The following is a 20,608-nucleotide window of genomic DNA, read 5'->3' on the forward strand; positions in this document are numbered from 1 at the left end:
TTGTTCCCTTCACTTAAGCCAAGGCAGCGTGTCGAGATCGACATTGCCACCCGTGATGATGACGCCGACCCGCTTGCCAGCAAACCGGTCTTTGTTCTTGATGATGGTGGCCAGCGGCACGGCACAGCTGGCTTCGATCACGATCTTCATGCGCTGCCACGTCAGCTTCATCGCGTCGATAATTTCATCCTCTGATGCGGTCAGGATATCGGTCACGTGGTTAGACACAAAATGCCAGGTCAGTTCCTTGAGCGGCACTTTCAGCCCGTCTGCAATTGTGTTGGGCGCATCGTCGGCAATGATGTGTCCGGCCTTGAAGCTGCGATAGGCATCGTCGGCCTGTTCAGGCTCGGCCGCGATGACCTGCGTTTCGGGCGCGATGGTGCTAAGCGTGAGGCAGGTACCAGAGATCATGCCGCCGCCGCCGATGGGGGCCAAGACCATATCCAGACCATCGGTCTGCTCCATCAATTCTCGCGAACAGGTGCCCTGACCAGCGATGACCCTCGGATCATTATAGGGATGGACAAAATTGCCCCCGGTCGCAGCCTGAACCTCGGCAAAGACGGCTTCGCGCGACGTTGTTGAGGGTTCGCATTCTGTGATGATGCCGCCATACCCTTTGACCGCGTCCTTTTTCGCCTGAGGGGCCGTGTGGGGCATCACGACGTTACATGGAATACCCCGGCGACCCGCCGCATAGCTGAGCGACAAGGCGTGATTGCCAGATGAATGCGTGCAGACACCATTTCTGGCATCCGCGTCAGACAGACCAAAGACCGCGTTTGAGGCACCGCGCACCTTGAATGCACCTGCTTTCTGGAAGTTTTCGCATTTAAAGAACAACTGCGCACCGATCAGTTCGTTCAGATACGAAGATGTCAGAACCGGCGTCCGGTGGATGTAGGGTTTGATCCGCTCGTGCGCCGTGATCATGTCATCGAATGTGGGGATATACATGGCATCTATGTCCTTATCAGGCAGCGGTTTGATGGGCAGTGGCAGGATTGGCGCGGTAATATTGCTGTGACGCGGCAACGCCTGAGCCGAGCGTGATATCAAGGCCCAGATCGGCCATGCACATCTCTGCGGTTGCGATCCCGCTCAGCATCATCACGTCTGTCAGGCTGCCAAGGTGGCCTATCCGGAACACTTTTCCGGCGACCTCGCCCAGACCGACCCCAAACGCCACACCGTACACATCGGCGGCATGTGTGACGATATCTGTCGCGTTGAACCCGTCCGGCGTGCGGATCGCCGATACCGTGTCAGAATGAAGGTCATTGGATGCAGCACAGAGTTCCAGCCCCCACGCCGACACGGCTTGCCGCACGCCTGTTGCGATCCGGTGGTGCCGGGCAAAGACATTCTCAAGCCCTTCGTCAAGCAGCATATCAAGCGACATTTTAAGGCCATTCATCAAGCCCACCGGCGGCGTATAGGGAAAGGCGTTGGCGTTATAGCCGTTCTGCATGTCTTTGATGTCAAAGAAGGTGCGCGGCAAATCTGCTGTCTTGGACGCGGCGACAGCCTTGTCTGAAAACCCGACGATGGCCAGACCCGCAGGCAACATGAAGCCCTTTTGGCTACCGGTCACAGCCACGTCCACGCCCCAGTCATCAAACCGAAAATCCATCGACGCGATGGAGCTTACGCCGTCCACAAAGAGCAGGGCAGGGTGACCTGCCGCGTCTAGCGCTTTGCGCACGGCACCGATGTCGGATTTCACCCCGGTGGCGGTTTCATTGTGGGTGGCCAGAACAACTTTGATCTGGTGATTCTTGTCCGCTTTGAGGATTTCGGCGTAGCGGTCGGCAGGCAGGCCTTGACCCCATGGGGTTTCAACAACCTGAACGTCCAGCCCATGCCGCTGGCACATATCAATCCAGCGGTGCGAGAACATGCCGTTGCGCGCGGCCAGAACCTTGTCCCCTTTGCTCAGCGTGTTGGTCAGCGCCGTTTCCCAACCGCCGGTGCCGGTGGAGGGAAAGATAAAGATGTTTGCACTTTCAGATTTCAGAACCTGACGCACACCATCAAGACAAGGATGCAGGATCTTACCGAAAATCGGAGAACGGTGGTCGATCGTCGGCATGTCGCAGGCTTTGCGCAGGGCCTCAGGCATGTTGGTCGGACCGGGGATGAAAACGGGGTTCTGGAAGCTCATAGTCGTCTCCTTGTGTTCGTTGCCTTGATCCTAAAGGTTGAGCCATCCAAAGGATATTTTTTTGAAAACATTTTTCATTTTTACAAATGCAGAAAAAATGCTGCATTGTCATGGGCTTGTATTTTTCATATCGTGAATGCGTCTTTCATAACCGTTGGAATGAAAATTATGGGCTCCTCAGAATCTCCTGATCAACCGGTACGTAAGGCGCGGGGCAGGCCCCGTGACTGGCATGACAAAACCGCGCAGAACACCATCAAATCGCTGGACCGCGCGATGGAGGTTTTTGAGTTTCTGAGCGAGGCGCAGGGCAGGGCGCTGTCCACATTGGCAGCGGACATGGGCCAGTCCCCAGCGACGGTGTACCGCATTTTGGTCACGCTTGAAGGCAGAGGATTGGTCGAATTTGATCCGGTGGATCAGGTTTGGCACGTCGGTGCGCGCGCTTTTATCATCGGTGCGCGGTTTCTCAAACGGACCAGTCTAGTGGAAAGGGCGCGGCCCTTTCTGCGGCAGTTGATGGAGGACACAGGCGAGACTGCGAACCTTGGCATCGAGCAGAATGGTCATGTGCTTTTCGTCAGTCAGGTTGAGACCCATGCAAGCATCCGCGCGTTTTTCCCGCCCGGCACACTGTCCCGATTGCATGCATCGGGGATTGGTAAGGCGCTGATGGCGCAAATGGGGCCGACCCAGCTTGATCGGTTCCTGAACGACGCGCCCCTCGAACGCTTTACCGAATTTACCCTGACGGACCCTGACGCGCTAAAGGCTGATCTGGCGGCCACTCGGGCGCGGGGCTATGCCATCGACGGTGAGGAACGCAATCTTGGTATGCGCTGCATTGCGGCCCCTGTGTTTGATATGAACGGCGAAGCGGTTGGCGGCATTTCTGTTTCCGGCCCCACGGCACGGGTCGGCTCAGAGCGGATTGCGGATTTCAGTGCCGACGTGGTTGCCGGGGCAAAAGAGCTCACGGTGGCAATAGGCGGCAGCGCTACTTCCTAGCACTGCCAGCGCCGGCTGGTCGCAATGTCATGTGGCGGTTCACATCTTTGTAAAGCAGATACCGGAACCGCCCCGGCCCACCCGCATAGCAGGCCTGCGGACAAAAGGCGCGCAGCCACATGTAATCGCCCGCCTCAACCTCGACCCAATCGGTGTTCAGACGATAGGCGGCCTTGCCTTCAAGCACATAAAGCCCGTGTTCCATAACGTGGGTTTCCAGAAACGGGATCACCGCGCCGGGTTCAAACGTCACCACCGTCACATGCATGTCGTGGCGCAGATCGGTGGGGTCCACGAAACGGGTCGTGGCCCATTTGCCTTCGGTGCCCGGCATGACGGTGGGGGCGATATCTTGTTCGTTGGCGATGATCACCGTTGGATGATCAAGGCCCTCAACGGCTTCATAGGCTTTTCTGATCCAATGAAACCGCAGCATGTTGTCACTGCCATTGCGCAGGGTCCATCCCGAGTTCGGGGGCAAATAGGCATAGCCGCCGGGCGTCAGTGTGTGGGTCTTGCCATCAACGGCAAGCGTGGCGGTGCCTTCAACGACAAACAGCACGCCTTGCGCAGCGGGATCTGTTTCAGCGCGATCTGACCCCCCGCCGGGGGCAACTTCCATGATGTATTGCGAGAACGTTTCGGCAAAGCCGCTGAGCGGCCGTGCAATCACCCACAGGCGCGTGTTTTCCCAAAATGGCAGATAGCTGGTGACAATATCGCGCATCGTCCCCTTGGGGATCACTGCATAGGCATCGGTAAAAACCGCGCGGTCGGTCAGCAGTTGATCCTGGCCGGGCAGACCACCTGTTGGGGCATAATAGCTGGCAGCCATGGATCATCCTCACCTGAGTTGCGGTTCGACGACTATGGCGGTGCAATCGGCAGATGGCCATCGGGTTGGGATTTGCAGATGTATTCGGCTTTTTTTGAAAATGGCGGCAGTTCTTGTCACAAAGCCGAAAAGCGGATGCCAATCAAAGCAGTTCGACGACCGACGCCGTTCCTTCCAATCCCATATCCGCCCGCAGCTTTGCGCGCGCGCGCGCAAGGCGCGACATGACCGTGCCGACCGGAACGCCGTGCAGGGCCGCCAATACCTGCGGGCTGCTTTCCCCGGCCAGCACCAGCGCCATCAGGTGCGCCTGGTCAGCCGGCAACCGCATGATCGCAGCGCGCAATTCGGCACAGGCCAGTCGGGCAGGGGCTGCGGGTGCGGTCTGGGCCATGTCGTCGGCCAGCTCTTCGGTTTCCTGACGGCTGCGCCAGCGGCTGCGCGCCAGGTTGTGCAGGGTGATCATCGCATATCTGTCTGGTGCCGTGATGTTGCCATCGCGGTGCAGCGCCTGCCACAGCCGCAATGCTGTCTCTTGGGTCAGGTCCTCTGCTTCATCATGGGTGCGACACAGCTTGCGGGCGCGGGCGCGCAGGCGGGGCAGCATGTCTGAGATCGGGTCAGCTGTTGGCGATGTCATAAGGTGCCTCATTCTTGGGGGCCTCAATTGGTTTTCCCCACACAATGCCCGATTTTCACCATACAACCAGTGAGGGAATTTTCGCCGATGCGCTTAACAGGGGCTTTTTGGGCGGGCGTTTGCCCAAGCCGATCACCGCAATCGGCAGGGAGCCGCGTGTGCGCACGCCGGCGGCGTCGGACAGGGACGCAAACCCCTGCTGAACCGTCTGACAGGGTGAAGGCACGAAAACATGCTTTCAAACATCAACAACCCTGAAAGGGAGTATCAAGATGAACAGACTCAACAAATTGGCCGCAATTGCCGTATCAGCCTTCTGCCTGCCCGCCTATGCGATGGGCGCAGGCGGTGCCGAACTCGATGCAAATGGCGATGGTCTGCTGAGTGTCACAGAAGTGCAGGCCGTCTATCCTGACGTCACCGCAGAGCAGTTTTCAGCGATGGATCTGAACGCGGATGGCGCATTGGATGATGCCGAGGTGCAGGCTGCAACTGAGGCGGGCGTGATGCCTGTGGCCCCTTCTGAGGGTTAACGGGATAGGCCTGTGAAGGGCGCGGCAGAAAATAGTCCTTCATAGGTTGAGAGAGGTCCGGCAGCCCCAGATTGCCGGGCCTCTTTTATTTCAGACGTCAAACGGCCAGAATTCAGGCGCTCAGATGAATGTTGAATCTGGCCCTGATTGCAGCATCTGTTGCCGGATCAAGCCGCGCTGAGGCGCGTTCTGCCAGTATCATTTCTTTGCGCGCTTTGGCCTTTTCGATCAGATCGGGCTTGCCCATTTCGGCCCATTCCTTTGGCGACATGCGGTTGCCAAGGGCAGGATAAACATGATCCGCCTCCATCCGGCTCAATGTTTGCTCTGTCCCCAGATAATGTCCCGGCCCACCAATGCAGACCTGGCGGATTTCTTCGAGCGCCAGCGTGTCATCCGTCACCTCAATCCCGCGCACACAGCGCAGTGCCTGACCGATCAGGTCATCCCCAAGGATCAGGCTTTCGTGACAAAAGCCCAGCAGGGACGCATGCATGCCAGCCGCCTCATAGACCATGTTAAGACCTGACAGCCCCGCCATGACGTTGGAACACATCTGTTCCCATCCGGCCTGCATGTCGGGCAGTTTGCTGTCGGCGATGCCAGCGGCGGCACCACCGGGCAGGTCATAGAATTTATGCATCTGCGCACATCCCGCAGTCAGCAGGGCCTGTTCGCCAGATCCTCCCGTCATTGCCCCGCTGCGCAAATCCAGACCAAAGGGCCATGTGCCAAAAATCGCAGGTGCGCCGGGTTTGACGGCATTCACGTATACCAGCCCTGCCAGACATTCCGCTGTGGCCTGCACAATCGCGCCTGCCACGGTTGAGGGGGCTGTCGCCCCGGCCATGCCAGCAGACAACAGCAACACAGGCATGCCGCCTTCGATACAGGCCTCCATCACCTGACAGGATTCGGTGGCGAACTTCATCGGTGGGACGACAAAACAGTTGGAGTTGCTGACAAAGGGGCGCGCGCGCCATTTGTCTTCGCCACCAGCGATCATGTGCAATAATTCGAGCCCGTGTTTGACATACGCAGGATCGGTAAAAGACGCGCCGACATGCTTTTTGGTGCCAGAGCAGCAGGCGTAGATCGAATTCAGGTCCATCTCAAGGTTGTCCGGGATGTCTCGGCAGACCATCGGCCTTTGCAAAAAATGGATGTTTTCCAACTGGTCAGCGATGCGCGCCGCGTCATGCAGGTCTTGCACCCCACATTCGCGGTAATTGCGCCCCTCAGCGTCCACCAGATGAACAGCAGCGCCCGCGGTGCCATAATGTACGCGGTTTCCCGACAGTTCCAGGTCATGCGCAGGGTCACGGCCATGCAGGGTCAAAGACCGGTTGGCACGGGCAATCGTTTCCTCAACCAACGCGCGCGGAAACCGGATGCGGCCATCGTCACCCTGTATGGCCCCGGCCGCCGTCAGATATGCTACGCCAGTGGGCGGCGCATCGGCCAATCCGATCTGTTCCAGAGCATCGAGTGCCGCGGTGTGAATGCGCTGCATGCCCTCTTCGGTCAGGGGTTTGTAGGTGCCACCGTTCATGCCCGCACGAATGGGGCGAAGATGATCGGCAAGCGGGGCTGCGCGGGCAGCGCGCCGTGCAGCGCGGCCACCGGTGCGGGCGGGAGATTGATCTGTCATGTATGGTACGTCCGAAAAGTGTCAGAGAAAGGTGCGGTTTCGGCACCCAAAAGGCGCCCCCCGTGCGGCACGACCGCGGTCGGCACCGATGGTGCGCGACACGCGAATGAAAATACACAAATCAGCTCTCACTGCCGTCCTCCCTTGGGGTGATGCTGCTCAACTGACAGACTGTTTTCTGTTCTATTCGCGACGGGTGTTCTGTTTGCGACCTGCATTTGAGTTCCGTGCCAGTGATCACAATTTGTATCAACAGGCACAACTTTGCCGATAAAATGCGACCTAACTGCAAACATCCGCGCATCACGAAGCTGTTAACTATCATCTGGGAAACTTGTACCTATTTAGTGCGTTAACCGGATGATCCCGCATTACGTGTGGGCATTCGGATTAACAAAAGGAGCAACACATGACACGCACTTCAAAACTGTTTGTACTGGTCTTGGGCACAACGGCATTGGGCAGTGCCGCTTTCGCGGGCAGCCCGGTTGAGGCACCGGCTGATGCGCAGGTTTATGCCCCCGCACCCGTACCTGTGAACACAGGTGGCGATTGGACAGGATTTTACACCGGTCTGCAATTTGGCCATGCAGACGCCGACAGTGCGACAGGCGCACTTGACGGTGACGACACATCTTACGGCTTCCATGCTGGCTACGACTATGACTTTGGTCAGTTCGTACTGGGTGGGGAACTCGATTACGACAAAACCGACATCAGCTTGGGCGGCGGTGCTGCATCCATTGATTCCGTTGCGCGCGCCAAAATTCGCGGTGGTTATGATCTTGGCCGCACATTGGTCTATGCAACAGCCGGGGCTGCGCGCGCCGATACATCTGTGGGTGATGAAACTGGTCCGTTTTTTGGTCTGGGTGTCGCCTATCAGGTCACAGACCGCTATCTGATTGGTGCTGAGGTGCTTGAGCATCGTTTTGACGATGTCGGCGGTGTTGCGGGCAACGATATTGATGCCACCACGTTCAGCATCCGAGGCTCTTTGCGGTTCTGATCGTCGCTCTTTTAGAATCAGATAACGAATGCCGGGGTGGGAAGCCGCCCCGGCATTTACTTTCGCGAATGGTCTCAAGTGAACACTTCGCGACCCCCGGATGAGCCCCCGTTCGAGCGAAGGTTCACGCACTAGAAGCGATGCTTGATCGGAAACGAGAAGCACTCTCAAAAATGCGGTCGTACAGAGACGCTTGAAAGCAGCAGGCTACCGCGCTTTTAAGCGCGCCGGAATAGAAATGCCGCAGTTGATGGCCTTGGTAGGAGAGGGCGGGAAGGTCGGCTGTGCGGACTTTTCAGACCTTCGCTGCAAGTGCGCCAAAGTCCGGTTCGCTGAACCGTTTGGCAAACGGTGGTTTTTGCGGGATATGCTAGTGCTCCGAACCCGAGAGCTGCAAATGGTGCTTCGGCCATGACAAAGTCTAATTCCGCAATTAGCATACTTAAAATTCATTTATGAGAGAAAGAGCGCACTATGACAAACACACGCTGGGAAAACAGCACTACCCTATTGTGTGTCTTGGCGGTATTTTTTGCGTGGCCGACCTTCGGTTTATCGATCCTTGCCTTGTTCGGATGGATTGCATGGACAGGCTACAGCAAAGCTCAAAAAGCCAAAAACCGGCAAGCATTGTCCGTGGAGCTGGAACCGGTCTTCGACAAAGATGGGACGGGAGATGGATACCACAGCTTAATGCTTAGTCTGGGTTTGCCCAAGAAGAACGAAAGCGTAGGGCTTACGGAACATCAACTATTGATGCTGAAGGAGTGCGGGCGTCTTGTCATGCTGTATTTTGCGCACAATCCTCGAGAAGCTAAAGCTTTCATGGAAGCGCGCAAGAAGTTTGATCCCGACGAGTTCGTGTCGCCCGGAGAACTCTTGCAGTGGGAAGATAGTGAGCACCGATCTTTCATTTGGGGTTACCATTCAAGGGATCTTCGGCTCGTGTGCTTTCACGCAGTCAAGGCGTTGATGACAAATAACGATCTGCCTTGCTTTGAACCCTTTGACCTTGAAGAGATATCTATTCAGATAAAGGACATGTCGCTGGAACAGAAAGCAGCAGCGAAAAGGAAAGCCAGTATAAGAGAGGAACCGTCAGAGCCGATATCGCAGAAGACATCTTTGAGGCCGCCCATGGAAACAGTACACCCGTCGTCGGGCCGGCCAGAGGGCATGCGGATCAACAGCCCGTTCAACAAAGCATCTGCAAACCAATATTCGAAGCCAGTTCCGGGGCGGAATGATCATAAGAATTTAGCGCAATGCAATTCTACCAATCCTGACATCCCTGAGAAAAGTACATCCATCGAGGATTACATTGTCGCTCAAGATGCTGAAAACGGCACAAACTTGAGTGCTTGGCTGAACCTTGGTGGCGGGGACACTCCAGAAATATCTGAGCCTAGAGATGAATCTCAAACTATCATTGACGAAATAAACGCCAAAGCATTTGCGAGATCGCAAGGTCGTATGGAGGCAGTAAGAAATGGCGCTCCAACGCGCACCGATTCCGAGCGCGAGTATGCCTGCGAACTGGCCCGGATAAAAAAGCTGGCCCGTAAGTTATAGAAGTCTGGCGCACGTTAAACAAACCCTCCTTTTTGGAAGAGTTGGCACAGTGCCAGTTTTCCGCAGCCACAAACCCCATTCAAAACCTAAGTAGTTTCTTGATCGCCAGCGATAGCTGACGTTCAAACCTGGCGCAGCATTAGTCACTTCGGGCTCTCACCGGACCTCCGAAGCCGCACCAAACCTGCCTATGAAGGCTGATAACTGGCCTCTTTATGGTGGCTCACTGCGGCAACCAAAGCCACGTTTTGCTGCAACCGATAGAGCGCGATATTGCCGCTGGCACTAAAGCTGATCGACCATTCCTGAAATCCTGGGTCCATGTCATCCGCGGGACGGTCGGCATCGGGATGGTCTGCAATGATTTGCATCCCGTCACGGATTGCACCGGCTGCACGTAAGGCTGCATCAGGGTTTTTCTCAGCAAGTAAACGATGGAGGCGCTGCACATCTGCCAGCGCCTCGGGCGATTAGATCAGTTCTGGCACTCAGGCGGCTCCTTATCGTCACCAGCGGCGAGCTGGGCCAGCCAAGCGTCTGCCTCGGCATGTGTCACGTGAAGCCCGGTCTCCTGATAGGCGTCCCAGGCGCGGATGCCATCCTGGCGGAACGCTTCGCGTTTTTCCTCGCGCTCGACATATTGGGCAATCGCCTCGCCCATGATCCATGGGGGGATCTGTCCCGCGCTTCAGCGAGACCTTTCATATCAGGGTGTCAAGCCGCTTTCGCAAGACCTTCGGCAAAAGCACATAAGGTGCGCAGTGCCGTTTCAAATGCCCCGTCTTCGATGGTCATCGCGACCCGGACATGCCCCGCCGCTGACTGACCAAAGCTTTCGCCGGGCATGACCGCAATGTGATGGGCGTCGAGCAGGGCGTTCGCGAACGCTTCACCGGTCATGCCCGTGCTGCGTACATCCAGCATCAGATACATCGCCCCTTGTGCGGGAACCAGCGCAACGGCGTTCTGAGCGGCCAGCACTTTTTTTGCGAGGGCGCGGCGGCGGCGGAAGGGAGCGGCAACTTCGGTCTCCACTGCCTCACCTTGGGTGAGCGCAAAGGCTGCTGCGTCCTGAATAAACCCCGGCACGCCGTAGGTCGTGTGGGTCGCGAGGTTGATCAGATGGTCGACGATATCCTCAGGTCCAATGATCCAGCCGCACCGCGATCCAGTCATCGCATGAGATTTCGACATTGATCCCACCACCAGTGTCCGCTCCGTCATCCCCGGCAGGGCGCGGGGGCTGATGTGCGCGCCTTCCCAAACTTGCGTGTCATAGACTTCGTCCGAGATCAGCCACAGATCATTGTCGATGCACACCTGCGCGATGCCCTCAAGCGTGGCACGTGAATAGACCACGCCGGTGGGGTTGTTGGGGGAATTGATCAGCAGTGACTTTGCGCCCTCTGCATGGGCCGCGATATGGCTGGCGCGGGGCTGAAAGGCGTCCTCGGCCCGGGTCTGGATGCACAAAGGTTTGGCGCTGACCCCGCGCAGCGTGCCGGGGTAGGTCGCATAAAACGGGTCCAGGTAAAGCGCGGTATCACCGGGATCACAGACAGCCGCATGTGCCGCGAAAAGAGCGGATTGGCCACCCGGCGTGATCATCACATTGGCGCGGGTGGTCGGCACGCCGGTGCGCGATTGCACACGCGCGGCCACGACATCGCGCAGATGTGTGGTGCCGGGCACCGCGGCATATCCTGTGTGCCCCGCCATCGCGGCGCGGTGCATGTCTTGCAAGATCGGGGCCGCGGTGCGGATATCATGCTCGCCAATCGTCAGCTCAGTCACGGGCGTGCCGTCCCCAATCATCTTGCGCGCGCGGTTGAACACGTCCCAGCCGTCCGATCCACCGCCCAACAGGGTGGTAATGCGTTGTGATGCTTTCATCGCGGCCTCCTGAGTTTGCGTTGGGGCGCAGGGGCGCAGAGCATTTACGATTCGTCAATCTCATCCATGACCACACAGATATCAAACGCCCTTGACCCGGCAGTCCTCACCGGGCTAGTCAGGGGCATGAACACCACGATGTGCATTATCTGCTGTATTATTACCTGCTGAGTTTTCTCGCGGGCGTGTTCATGTCGTTTTCATCCAGATAGATATGTGGCATCCCCGCGTTACCCCTGCGCGAGGACGAACCGATGACAACCCCCAAGACGGCCATCAAGCTGCACAATACCAAGACACGGCGCAAAGAGGTCTTTGTGCCGATTGATGCGGATAACGTGCGCATGTATGTCTGCGGGCCCACCGTCTATGACCGCGCCCATCTGGGCAACGCGCGTCCGGTGATTGTGTTTGACGTGCTCTTTCGGTTGCTGCGCCATGTGTATGGACCCGATCATGTGACCTATGTGCGCAATTTCACGGATGTCGATGACAAGATCAACGCCCGCGCGGCTGAAAGTGGGCGCGCGATCGGTGAGATCACCGCCGAGACAACGCAATGGTTTCTGGATGACATGGCCGCCGTTGGCGCGTTGGAGCCAAATGCGATGCCGCGTGCGACGCAGTATATCCCCCAAATGGTTGCGATGATTGAAGATTTGATCGCGAAGGGCCGCGCCTATGCCGCTGAAGGGCATGTGTTGTTCGCTGTCGAAAGCTATGCTGAGTATGGCGCACTGTCGGGCCGCTCCATTGATGACATGATCGCAGGTGCCCGTGTTGAGATTGCACCCTACAAGCGCAACCCGATGGATTTCGTCTTGTGGAAACCATCAGATGAAAAAACGCCCGGCTGGGACAGCCCGTGGGGCCGGGGCCGCCCCGGGTGGCACATCGAATGCTCTGCCATGGCGCATGATCTTTTGGGCGCAAATTTCGACATTCACGGCGGCGGCAATGATTTGCTGTTCCCACATCATGAGAACGAGATTGCGCAGAGCAAATGCGCAGGCCACGAATTTGCGAATGTCTGGATGCACAACGAGATGTTGCAGGTCGAGGGCAAGAAGATGTCCAAGTCGTTGGGCAACTTCTTTACCGTCCGGGATCTGTTGGATCAGGGCGTGCCGGGCGAGGTGATCCGGTTTGTGATGCTGTCTACGCATTATCGAAAGCCGATGGATTGGACGGAGAAGAAGCGGGAGGAGGCGGAGAAGACGCTGCATAAAATGGCTGCTCTGTTGGCGGATGCTAATTTGAGTGTTGGTTTCGCAAGAGTAGGCGGTCCAAAGGTTCCGCCTCCACAAGAGATTGTTGATGCGCTGTCGCAAGACCTGAACACGTCGCTCGCACTGACCTTGTTGAATGGTTACATCAAGAAACTTGAGATGCACAAACTCGAAGCTTCATTGGTATTTTTAGGGTTTGATCCTTATTTGATTGCGGCGAAGTTTCACAGTTTTGATGCGACCGAGGTGGTCAGAACACGTGAAGAAGCAGGAGAAGCCGTCATAGCGGGTGGTGGTCGTACGATGAGCGCGTATGGCGATATCTCAAACAGTGCTTCAAAGTTGATCAGTGAATTGATTGAGAAATTGATGAGATTGCGAATTCAAGCAATGGCGACCAAGGATTTTTCAGAAGTTGACCGGATCAAAGCAGGCCTCATCGCGGCAGGAGTGGAAGTAAAGATGAGTAAGGATCGGATAGACTTGTCACCGGCACCTAACTTCGACCCATCCAAACTGGAAGCGCTCAAATGATGGTACTCCACGTCGTGGCCACAACACACGTTTGCCCCAGACCCGAGGGTGGGGGGCAAACCGTGATGCTACGCATAACGGTAAAGATTCCTATACTTTACCGCACGCTCACTCATTGTTAATCCGAATTTTTCGCATGCGAAACCAATCGACAAATCCAGAGGTGACCCAATGACCCGCGAACGCCTCTATCTCTACGACACCACCCTGCGCGACGGGCAGCAAACTCAGGGCGTGCAATTCTCGACGGATGAAAAGCGCCAGATCGCAACCGCGCTTGACGCGCTGGGCGTCGATTATATCGAAGGTGGCTGGCCCGGGGCCAACCCAACCGATTCCGCATTCTTTGACGACGCACCGAACACCCGCGCTAAAATGACCGCCTTTGGCATGACCAAACGCAGCGGCATGTCCGCCGAAAATGACGATGTGCTGGCGGCCGTTCTGAATGCCAATACCAAGTCAGTTTGCCTTGTTGGCAAGACCCATGAATTCCACGTCAAAACTGCGCTGGGCGTCCCGCTTGCGGAAAACACCGACAACATCGCCCGCTCCATCGCGCATCTGGTCGCGCAAAGACGCGAGGCGCTCTTTGACGCTGAACATTTCTTTGACGGCTACATGTCCAATCCGGATTACGCACTGGCAACGATCAGGGCCGCCTATGACGCGGGCGCGCGCTGGATCGTGCTGTGTGACACCAACGGTGGCACCTTGCCCGCTAATGTCGGACGCATCACGGCAGAAGTCATCGCAGCGGGTATTCCCGGTGATCATCTGGGCATCCATACCCACAACGACACCGAAAACGCGGTGGCCTGTACGTTGGCTGCTGTGGATGCAGGCGCGCGGCAAATTCAGGGCACGCTCAATGGTTTGGGCGAACGCTGTGGCAATGCCAATCTGACGGCGCTCATCCCCATTTTGTTGCTCAAAGAACCGTATGCCAGCCAGTTCGAGACCGGCATCACGCGGCAAGCCTTGCAGGGGCTGACGCGGATCAGCCGGATGCTGGATGAAATCCTCAACCGGGTACCGTTGAAACAGGCTGGGTTCGTGGGATCAAGTGCGTTTGCCCACAAGGCCGGGTTGCACGCCAGCGCGATCCTCAAAGACCCCACGACCTATGAACACATCGACCCGGCGCTGGTGGGCAATGCGCGGATCATCCCTATGTCAAACCAGGCGGGGCAATCGAACCTGCGCCGCCGTCTGGCGAGTGCCGGACTGGACGTGGAAAAAGGCAATCCAGCCCTCGGCCGTATTCTTGAAGAAGTCAAAGAACGCGAGGCGCAGGGGTATTCATATGACACCGCACAGGCAAGCTTTGAATTGCTGGCGCGGGCCGCTCTGGGTCAGATGCCGGACCTCTTTGAGGTCAAGCGCTACCGCGTGACGGTAGAGCGGCGCAAAAACAAATATGACAGGATGGTCAGCCTCTCTGAGGCGGTTGTGGTGGTCAAAGTGGACGGCGAAAAACGGTTGTCCGTGTCTGAATCGATGGACGAGCACGGGAGTGACCGGGGTCCGGTCAATGCGCTGTCCAAGGCGCTGGCCAAGGATTTGGGGCAATACTCCGCCATGCTCGAAGACATGCACTTGGTTGATTTCAAGGTTCGCATCACCCAAGGCGGCACCGAGGCTGTGACACGCGTCATCATCGACAGCGAAGACGGACAGGGCCACCGCTGGTCCACCGTGGGGGTTTCGGCGAACATCGTCGATGCCTCGTTTGAGGCATTACTGGATGCGATCCGCTGGAAATTGATCCGCGACAGTGCAGCACAGGAGACATGATGGTATTTTTCACCCTGCACCGTGATCTGCCCCGCGAAGGACCGGGGGAAGCGGCAGATGTGGCCTGGGCGGCGGATGTGGTCGGCCTTGCCCAGAACGCCCAGATGGCCGACATCGCCTGTGGTCCGGGTGGCGATATTTCCGCACTGCTGCGCGCGGCACCGGATGGCCATGTGACTGCCTTGGACAAGACCGCGCATTTTGTCGACTCGGCCCGCAAGATCTGGGCGGATGACCCGCGTGCCACGATCCTTCGAGCCGACATGGCGCGGGTGATGAACACCTATGACATGATCTGGTGTGCCGGGGCTGTATATTTCCTGGGTGTGACCGAGGCGCTGAAAACCTGGCGAAAATCGCTGAAACCCGGTGGCGTGGTGGTGTTTTCAGAACCGTGTTGGTTTACCGACACCCCATGCGCGCAATCAATTGAGGCCTGGGCCGAATATCCGGCGATGAGCGACGCCACAGGCATTGCCGCGCGCATTGAGGCGGCGGGGTATGAAGTGGTTGCGACCCGCAAACTGTCGGATCAGGCGTGGGAGGATTATTATGGCCCACTGGATGCCCGCATCGCTGCGTTGCGCACCGATGCTGATGCGGCATTGACCAAAGTGCTGGATGAGGCAGAGGCAGAGGCCGCCGCGTGGCGCGCGCACCGTGATGAATTCGGCTATCTGCTTAGCATCGCCCGGCCAAGATGAACTTTGACGCAGATCTGAACGCTTGCGCGGCACTGGTTGAGCGCGCGGATCCATTGCGGTTTCGCGGCGCGATGGCCGCCCCGGTTGCTGCACGCAGGTTGCTCTTTCCGCTTTATGCGTTCAACATCGAAGTTGCGCGTGCACCTTGTGTCACGCAGGAACCGATGATCGCGGAAATGCGCCTGCAATGGTGGCGCGATGTCTGCGAAGAGATTGCCGAAGGGCGGTCTGTGCGACACCATGAGGTGGCAACACCCCTGTCTGGTGTCATCAGCCGCGATGATGCGCGATTATTGGATGAGCTGGTGGCCGCAAGGCGCTGGGATATATACAAAGATGCCTTTGAAGATGTGCCTCATTTCGAGCGCTACATCAATCAGACTGCAGGCCATTTAACATGGATTGCTGCGCGCAATCTGGGCGATGCGGATGAGGCGATCGTGCGGAGCGCGGCCTTTGCGACCGGCATTGCGGCGTGGCTGCTTGCCATACCAGAGCTTGAGGCAAAGGGGCGCGTGCCGCTGCTGGATGGCACTGCCCAAGGCGTCCGGGACCTCGCCAAGAATGCACTGGCGCGGCTCAAAGCGGCCCGCGCAGGGCGGCGTAAAGTATCGGCCAAGGCGGGTGCGGCTTTGCTGCATGTGGGACAGGCCGAGGGGACGTTGCGTGCCGCCATGAAAGACCCAAGCGCCGTCGGTGCAGGCACGTTGCCCGACCCCGTCCGCGCGGACGGGCTGAGGTTGGCATACCGCGCCTTTACGGGCCGCTGGTGATCTAGTGTCCTGAGCCTAGGCCTAGGCCTGTGCGCTTTTGGGCCGCATCACCAACCAGATCAACGACCCACCTGCCAGCGCCAGAAACGGCACCATGGCCATGTTCACAGCTGTCCAGCCTTCGATCGCCGTGCCCCCCGAGCAGTTCATCAAACCGCCCGAGGCCAGCGAAGCCATGGTCACGCCGCCAAAGACCAAAAGATCATTCAGCCCCTGCATCCGGCCTCGTTCATTTGGCTGATGTGCGCCTGCGAGCATTGCTGTGGCCCCGATAAAGCCAAAGTTCCAACCAAGCCCCAAGAGGATCAGCGCCACATAGAAGTTGCCAAGGGCGACACCTTGCATCGCCACCACACCAGCCACAGCCAAAATGGCGATGCCCAGCCCCATAATCTTTTCCACCCCAAAGCGGGCGATTAGATGCCCGGTGAAAAACGACGGCGCGAACATGGCCAGCACGTGGCCGGTGACGATGTTGGAGGCATCGGCCACGCGGAACCCACAGCCGACCACAGCCAGGGGCGTCGAGGTCATCACCAGGTTCATCAGCGCATAGGAGACCATGGCACAAATCACCGCCACGGCAATGCGCGGTGTGCGCAACAGTTGGCTCAGGCTGCGCCCGCGCGGTGCGTCTACAGCAGCCACTGGGGGTTTGGGGATGTCGAGGAAAAAGAACAGCATCATGCCGATGACATTCAAAGCCATTGCGGCCAGATAGACCGGGAAGAACCGCATGACATCTGCCACACCGCCTTGGGTGAGAAAGGCAACCAGCTGCGGCCCGATGATCGCCGAGATCAGGCCACCAGCCATGACATAGGAAATTGCCTTGGGCCGAAAGGCGTCAGACGCAGTATCGGTGGCCGCAAAACGGAAAAAACCCTGCGATGACATGTAGATACCAGTGAGGTAGCTGCCAAACAGAAAGAGCCAGAAATTGTTGAGTGTCAGCGCATACGCACAAACGACTGCGCCGATCAGCCCGCCTGTGGCCCCGACAAGGAAGCCGGCGCGCCGCCCCCAACGCTGCATCACGCCGCTTAGCCAGGGTGCAGTGGTCATGGACCCAAAGACGATCATCGAAATGGGCAATGTCGCTAAGCAAACGTTGGGTGACAATTGTTGCCCCGCAAGGCCCCCGATCACAAAAATCATGGTGATCTGGCTGCCCAGAAATGCCTGCGCCGCCACCAGTACGGCCACATTGCGCTTGGCGCGGGTGTCGTCAATCATCGCTGTCATCCAACTGTTTGCGCCAAGGGGTATCGCTGCCGTCCGGCAGGGGCAACCCCTTGCGCCTCGCGACGGGTTGGCCTTAGGTCGATGGTATGAAAACAGGCATGACATTGATGATCCTTGCCGGCAGCGCCGAAGCGCGTGCCTTGGGACAAATGGCACGACAAGCCGGGGCAAATGTGAGGGCGCTGGTGTCTGAGCCGCCGCGTGGGACGACCCCAATGCCAATGCCCAGCACATTGCTGCCGTTTGACGATGTGGATGCGGTGATGGCCGAGATGCGCTGTTGTGACGCAGTGCTTGACGCCAGCCACGGTTTTGACGCGAAAATGAGCTGGGTCGGCCATGAAGCGGCCCGGCGGCTAGGACTGCCGTTTCTGTCCTACGTGCGCCCACCATGGGGGATGCCAGACGATCTGCCATGGCATTCCGCCCCGGATGTGGCCACGGCACAGGCCCTGATCGCGCCGGGTGCACGGGTGTTTTCGGCGACCGGGTGGGCCAGCCTGCCAGAATATGCGGCGTTTCCCGGTGCACGCCTGATGCTGCGGCAAACCCATATGCATCCACGCACTCCGCCGTTTGATTTTGTGGAACTGATCTTTGGCGATCCGCCATTCACGGTTGCCAGTGAAACGATGCTGTTTCGCGACCTGCGCGCTGATACGTTGATCTGTCGCAATCTGGGTGGGCAGGCCAGCCGGCCAAAGCTCGATGCAGCGCGGGCGTTGGGTTTGAAAGTGATTCTGATTGACCGACCCGCATTGCCCCGAGACATTGACGTGGTCGATGACATTGATGCGGCTCTTGCATGGGTGCTGTCGCAATGAGCACGTTTGGCCGGATCATCAAAACCTCGGAAGATGTGCGCCAGGGGGCCGAATGGCTGGCATCGGCCGATCCGCATTTTGCTGACCTCATGGCGCAAACGGGCCCACTGCCGCTGCGCCTGAAACCACAAGGGTTCAATGCCCTGCTTGAGATCATCGTCAGCCAACAGGTCAGTGTTGCTTCTGCCGATGCCATCCGTGCGCGCATGGTGGATGCAGGTCTGAACAACGAAGCGGCGGTATGCGCTGCTGGTGATGTGGGCCTGCGTGCTGCGGGTCTGAGCCGCCCAAAGGCACGCTATGCGTTGGCACTGGCGGCTGCTGACATTGATTATGATGGGCTGCATCAGTTTTCCGATGACACCGTGATTGCGCGGCTGACCAAAGTGCCCGGCATCGGGCCATGGACCGCGCAAATATATGTGATGTTTTGCATGGGGCGGGCGGATATGTTCCCGCCCGGTGATTTGGCCCTGCAGGAGGCCGCCAGAGTTCTTTTTGATTTGCCCGCACGGCCAACACCACAGGAACTCTCCGTGATGGCGCAGGCGTGGTCGCCATGGCGGTCGGTTGCGGCGCGGGCGCTCTTTGCCTACTACCGTCACCTAAAGCAAAGGGAAGGTTTGGGATGACACGGGTATTGAACGCAGGACGGCGCGCACCGGTATCGGGCGAAACGCAATCGGTTGTGGTATTTTTACATGGCTATGGGGCCAATGGCGCGGACTTGCTGGGCCTTGCTGACCCACTGGGCGAACACCTGCCTGATACGCTTTTTGTGGCACCTGATGCGCCAGAGGCCTGTGCTGGCGCGCCGATGGGCTATCAATGGTTCCCGATTCCATGGATCGACAATTCATCAGAGGAAGAATCTGAACGCGGCATGATGCAGTCGGTTGAGGACCTCAATGCGTTTCTGGATGCGCTGATGGTGGACGAAGACGTGCTGCCCGAACAAGTGGTGTTGTTTGGCTTTTCCCAAGGCTCGATGATGGCCCTGCATGTGGCCCCGCGCCGCGAAGATGCGGTGGCAGGGGTGGTTGCGTTTTCAGGCAGGCTGTTGTCGCCCGAGGCGCTGGTCGATGAAGTGCGGGTGAAACTGCCAATCTTGCTGGTGCATGGTGATCAGGATGATGTGGTGCCCCCCCAATCGCTTCCGCAAGCTGCCGAAGCGTTGCAGGAGGCCGGGTTTCAGGATGTCTTTGCCCACATCATGAACGGCACCGGCCACGGCATTGCGCCCGACGGGCTGAGCGTGGCGCTGGCGTTTATGCGCGACAAGCTTAGCCTGTAATACACCGGCGGACTGTCAGGTGGTTCTCTGCTGCTTTGCGGGTCAGATGAAGCCGCAATTTGGCGCAGGAACCGAAACACCCTGAACCGTAGTTATAGATGGCATGGTCTGTCGCTATAGACCGCGCCATTGCAACTGCGGTCTCGTGAATTGTCTGACAGCAAAGTCGACGCTTTGGAAATCGTTGATTCACCTGCAAATTCGTCGGTTGGCGTGGTACTCTTAAATCCCGACATCTTGTGCCGAACCTTACACTTGCCTGTTACAAACCACGATATATAGTCATGTCAAACGGGCAGGGGACCCAGACGTGATGGAAGGCGATTTCAGAACCGAATTTACACGGGTCAAGGGGGGGCTGAAACATCGTCCCGCTCTGGTGCTGAATGCGGATTACCGCCCGCTCAGCTATTACCCGCTGTCGCTTTGGCCCTGGCAGGAAGCGATCAAGGCCAAGTGGCTCGACCGGGTGGATATCGTCGCTGAATATGATGATGTGGTGCGCAGCCCCTCAATGGTGATCAAGATACCGTCGGTGGTTGTGCTCAAAGACTATGTGAAACCGCAAAAACGTGTGGCTTTCACCCGATTTAATCTTTTCCTGCGGGATGAGTTTTGCTGCCAATATTGCGGTGCGCGGGGCGATCTGACCTTTGATCATGTGGTGCCGCGTGCTTCCGGTGGTGTCACGTCATGGCAAAACGTTGTGGCAGCATGCAGTCCATGCAATCTGCGTAAGGGGTCCAAGGCGTTGCATCAGACCGGTCTGCATCTGCGCAAACCTCCACGCCAACCGGCCGCAGAGGAATTACGCAATATGGGCCGCAAGTTTCCACCGAACCACCTGCATGAAAGCTGGATGGATTTTCTGTATTGGGATGCGGAGTTGCAGGCATAGCC

Annotated in this window: 22 protein-coding genes; 12 read left to right on the forward strand and 10 right to left on the reverse strand. The window is 57.8% G+C overall.

Features of this window, described 5'->3' with window-relative positions:
- Positions 1 to 9 precede the first annotated feature (9 nt).
- Together bhcB and bhcA are read right to left on the reverse strand one after the other, a co-directional pair.
- A complete protein-coding gene (gene bhcB, locus ACEWL3_RS05635; protein ID WP_386180132.1) occupies positions 10 to 960 on the reverse strand; it encodes a beta-hydroxyaspartate dehydratase BhcB in 951 nt (316 codons plus the stop codon).
- Positions 961 to 976: 16 nt separating this feature from the next.
- Positions 977 to 2,167: an L-aspartate--glyoxylate aminotransferase BhcA gene (gene bhcA, locus ACEWL3_RS05640; RefSeq protein ID WP_386180135.1), complete on the reverse strand. Its 1,191-nt coding sequence runs from the start codon at positions 2,165 to 2,167 to the stop codon at positions 977 to 979.
- A 168-nt stretch (positions 2,168 to 2,335) separates the two neighbouring features.
- Between bhcA and bhcR the strand changes: the two genes are divergently transcribed.
- Complete coding sequence (gene bhcR / locus ACEWL3_RS05645) at positions 2,336 to 3,175, forward strand: HTH-type transcriptional regulator BhcR (protein WP_386180138.1); 840 nt, start codon at positions 2,336 to 2,338, stop codon at positions 3,173 to 3,175.
- Here the strand turns inward: bhcR and ACEWL3_RS05650 are convergent.
- The 3 genes from ACEWL3_RS05650 to ACEWL3_RS05660 all read right to left on the reverse strand — a co-directional run bounded on the left by ACEWL3_RS05650 (position 3,165) and on the right by ACEWL3_RS05660 (position 4,876).
- Positions 3,165 to 4,010: a bifunctional allantoicase/(S)-ureidoglycine aminohydrolase gene (locus ACEWL3_RS05650; RefSeq protein WP_386180141.1), complete on the reverse strand. Its 846-nt coding sequence runs from the start codon at positions 4,008 to 4,010 to the stop codon at positions 3,165 to 3,167. The two genes, bhcR and ACEWL3_RS05650, sit on opposite strands and share 11 nt — an antisense overlap.
- Positions 4,011 to 4,152: 142 nt before the next feature.
- Positions 4,153 to 4,650, reverse strand: coding sequence for an RNA polymerase sigma factor (locus tag ACEWL3_RS05655; RefSeq protein WP_386180144.1), 498 nt, complete (start codon positions 4,648 to 4,650; stop codon positions 4,153 to 4,155).
- Between the two features lie 55 nt (positions 4,651 to 4,705).
- Complete coding sequence (locus ACEWL3_RS05660; RefSeq protein WP_435000557.1) at positions 4,706 to 4,876, reverse strand: hypothetical protein; 171 nt, start codon at positions 4,874 to 4,876, stop codon at positions 4,706 to 4,708.
- A 46-nt stretch (positions 4,877 to 4,922) separates the two neighbouring features.
- Here ACEWL3_RS05660 and ACEWL3_RS05665 point away from each other — a divergent pair, with 46 nt between their 5' ends.
- Entirely contained in the window at positions 4,923 to 5,183 is a 261-nt protein-coding gene (locus ACEWL3_RS05665; protein ID WP_386180147.1) for an EF-hand domain-containing protein, read from the forward strand.
- 112 nt (positions 5,184 to 5,295) lie between these two features.
- On the opposite strand, the gene ACEWL3_RS05670 is transcribed toward ACEWL3_RS05665, so the two are convergent.
- The gene (locus tag ACEWL3_RS05670; RefSeq protein WP_386180150.1) at positions 5,296 to 6,834 is read right to left on the reverse strand and encodes a trimethylamine methyltransferase family protein; all 1,539 of its coding nucleotides are present in this window, start codon (positions 6,832 to 6,834) and stop codon (positions 5,296 to 5,298) included.
- Positions 6,835 to 7,243: 409 nt separating this feature from the next.
- On the opposite strand from ACEWL3_RS05670, the gene ACEWL3_RS05675 reads away from it, so the two are divergent.
- Positions 7,244 to 7,843, forward strand: coding sequence for an outer membrane protein (locus ACEWL3_RS05675; protein WP_386180153.1), 600 nt, complete (start codon positions 7,244 to 7,246; stop codon positions 7,841 to 7,843).
- Between the two features lie 474 nt (positions 7,844 to 8,317).
- Complete coding sequence (locus ACEWL3_RS05680; RefSeq protein WP_386180156.1) at positions 8,318 to 9,415, forward strand: hypothetical protein; 1,098 nt, start codon at positions 8,318 to 8,320, stop codon at positions 9,413 to 9,415.
- A gap of 188 nt (positions 9,416 to 9,603) precedes the next feature.
- Here the strand turns inward: ACEWL3_RS05680 and ACEWL3_RS05685 are convergent, their stop codons facing one another.
- The 3 genes from ACEWL3_RS05685 to ACEWL3_RS05695 are packed head-to-tail and all read right to left on the reverse strand — an operon-like array spanning position 9,604 to position 11,308.
- Entirely contained in the window at positions 9,604 to 9,873 is a 270-nt protein-coding gene (locus tag ACEWL3_RS05685) for a type II toxin-antitoxin system RelE/ParE family toxin (protein WP_386180494.1), read from the reverse strand.
- Positions 9,874 to 9,890: 17 nt separating this feature from the next.
- Positions 9,891 to 10,076 carry a CopG family ribbon-helix-helix protein gene (locus ACEWL3_RS05690; RefSeq protein ID WP_386180159.1) on the reverse strand — a complete coding sequence of 62 codons (186 nt, stop codon included), beginning with the start codon at positions 10,074 to 10,076 and terminating at the stop codon, positions 9,891 to 9,893.
- A 53-nt stretch (positions 10,077 to 10,129) separates the two neighbouring features.
- The gene (locus ACEWL3_RS05695; protein WP_386180162.1) at positions 10,130 to 11,308 is read right to left on the reverse strand and encodes a pyridoxal phosphate-dependent aminotransferase; all 1,179 of its coding nucleotides are present in this window, start codon (positions 11,306 to 11,308) and stop codon (positions 10,130 to 10,132) included.
- 254 nt (positions 11,309 to 11,562) lie between these two features.
- Here ACEWL3_RS05695 and cysS point away from each other — a divergent pair, with 254 nt between their 5' ends.
- The 4 genes from cysS to ACEWL3_RS05715 all read left to right on the forward strand — a co-directional run bounded on the left by cysS (position 11,563) and on the right by ACEWL3_RS05715 (position 16,345).
- Complete coding sequence (cysS, locus tag ACEWL3_RS05700; protein WP_386180165.1) at positions 11,563 to 13,071, forward strand: cysteine--tRNA ligase; 1,509 nt, start codon at positions 11,563 to 11,565, stop codon at positions 13,069 to 13,071.
- 171 nt (positions 13,072 to 13,242) lie between these two features.
- Positions 13,243 to 14,868: a citramalate synthase gene (cimA, locus tag ACEWL3_RS05705; RefSeq protein WP_386180168.1), complete on the forward strand. Its 1,626-nt coding sequence runs from the start codon at positions 13,243 to 13,245 to the stop codon at positions 14,866 to 14,868.
- Entirely contained in the window at positions 14,865 to 15,572 is a 708-nt protein-coding gene (locus ACEWL3_RS05710) for a class I SAM-dependent methyltransferase (protein WP_386180170.1), read from the forward strand. The genes cimA and ACEWL3_RS05710 overlap by 4 nt, the downstream gene beginning before the upstream one ends.
- Positions 15,569 to 16,345 carry a squalene/phytoene synthase family protein gene (locus ACEWL3_RS05715; RefSeq protein ID WP_386180173.1) on the forward strand — a complete coding sequence of 259 codons (777 nt, stop codon included), beginning with the start codon at positions 15,569 to 15,571 and terminating at the stop codon, positions 16,343 to 16,345. Before ACEWL3_RS05710 ends, ACEWL3_RS05715 begins: the two co-directional genes overlap by 4 nt.
- 21 nt (positions 16,346 to 16,366) lie before the next feature.
- Here ACEWL3_RS05715 and ACEWL3_RS05720 read toward each other — a convergent pair whose 3' ends face one another.
- Positions 16,367 to 17,581, reverse strand: coding sequence for an MFS transporter (locus tag ACEWL3_RS05720; RefSeq protein WP_386180176.1), 1,215 nt, complete (start codon positions 17,579 to 17,581; stop codon positions 16,367 to 16,369).
- A gap of 107 nt (positions 17,582 to 17,688) precedes the next feature.
- On the opposite strand from ACEWL3_RS05720, the gene ACEWL3_RS05725 reads away from it, so the two are divergent.
- From ACEWL3_RS05725 to ACEWL3_RS05740, 4 genes are all read left to right on the forward strand, one after another.
- Positions 17,689 to 18,414, forward strand: coding sequence for a precorrin-6A/cobalt-precorrin-6A reductase (locus tag ACEWL3_RS05725; protein WP_435000558.1), 726 nt, complete (start codon positions 17,689 to 17,691; stop codon positions 18,412 to 18,414).
- Positions 18,411 to 19,046, forward strand: coding sequence for a DNA-3-methyladenine glycosylase family protein (locus ACEWL3_RS05730; RefSeq protein WP_386180181.1), 636 nt, complete (start codon positions 18,411 to 18,413; stop codon positions 19,044 to 19,046). Before ACEWL3_RS05725 ends, ACEWL3_RS05730 begins: the two co-directional genes overlap by 4 nt.
- Entirely contained in the window at positions 19,043 to 19,708 is a 666-nt protein-coding gene (locus tag ACEWL3_RS05735; protein WP_386180184.1) for an alpha/beta hydrolase, read from the forward strand. The genes ACEWL3_RS05730 and ACEWL3_RS05735 overlap by 4 nt, the downstream gene beginning before the upstream one ends.
- A gap of 313 nt (positions 19,709 to 20,021) precedes the next feature.
- Positions 20,022 to 20,606, forward strand: a complete 585-nt coding sequence (locus ACEWL3_RS05740; protein WP_386180186.1) for an HNH endonuclease — start codon at positions 20,022 to 20,024, stop codon at positions 20,604 to 20,606.
- Positions 20,607 to 20,608 lie beyond the last annotated feature (2 nt).

The organism is Sulfitobacter sediminivivens (assembly GCF_042611115.2).
GTDB classification, from domain to species: domain Bacteria; phylum Pseudomonadota; class Alphaproteobacteria; order Rhodobacterales; family Rhodobacteraceae; genus Sulfitobacter; species Sulfitobacter sediminivivens.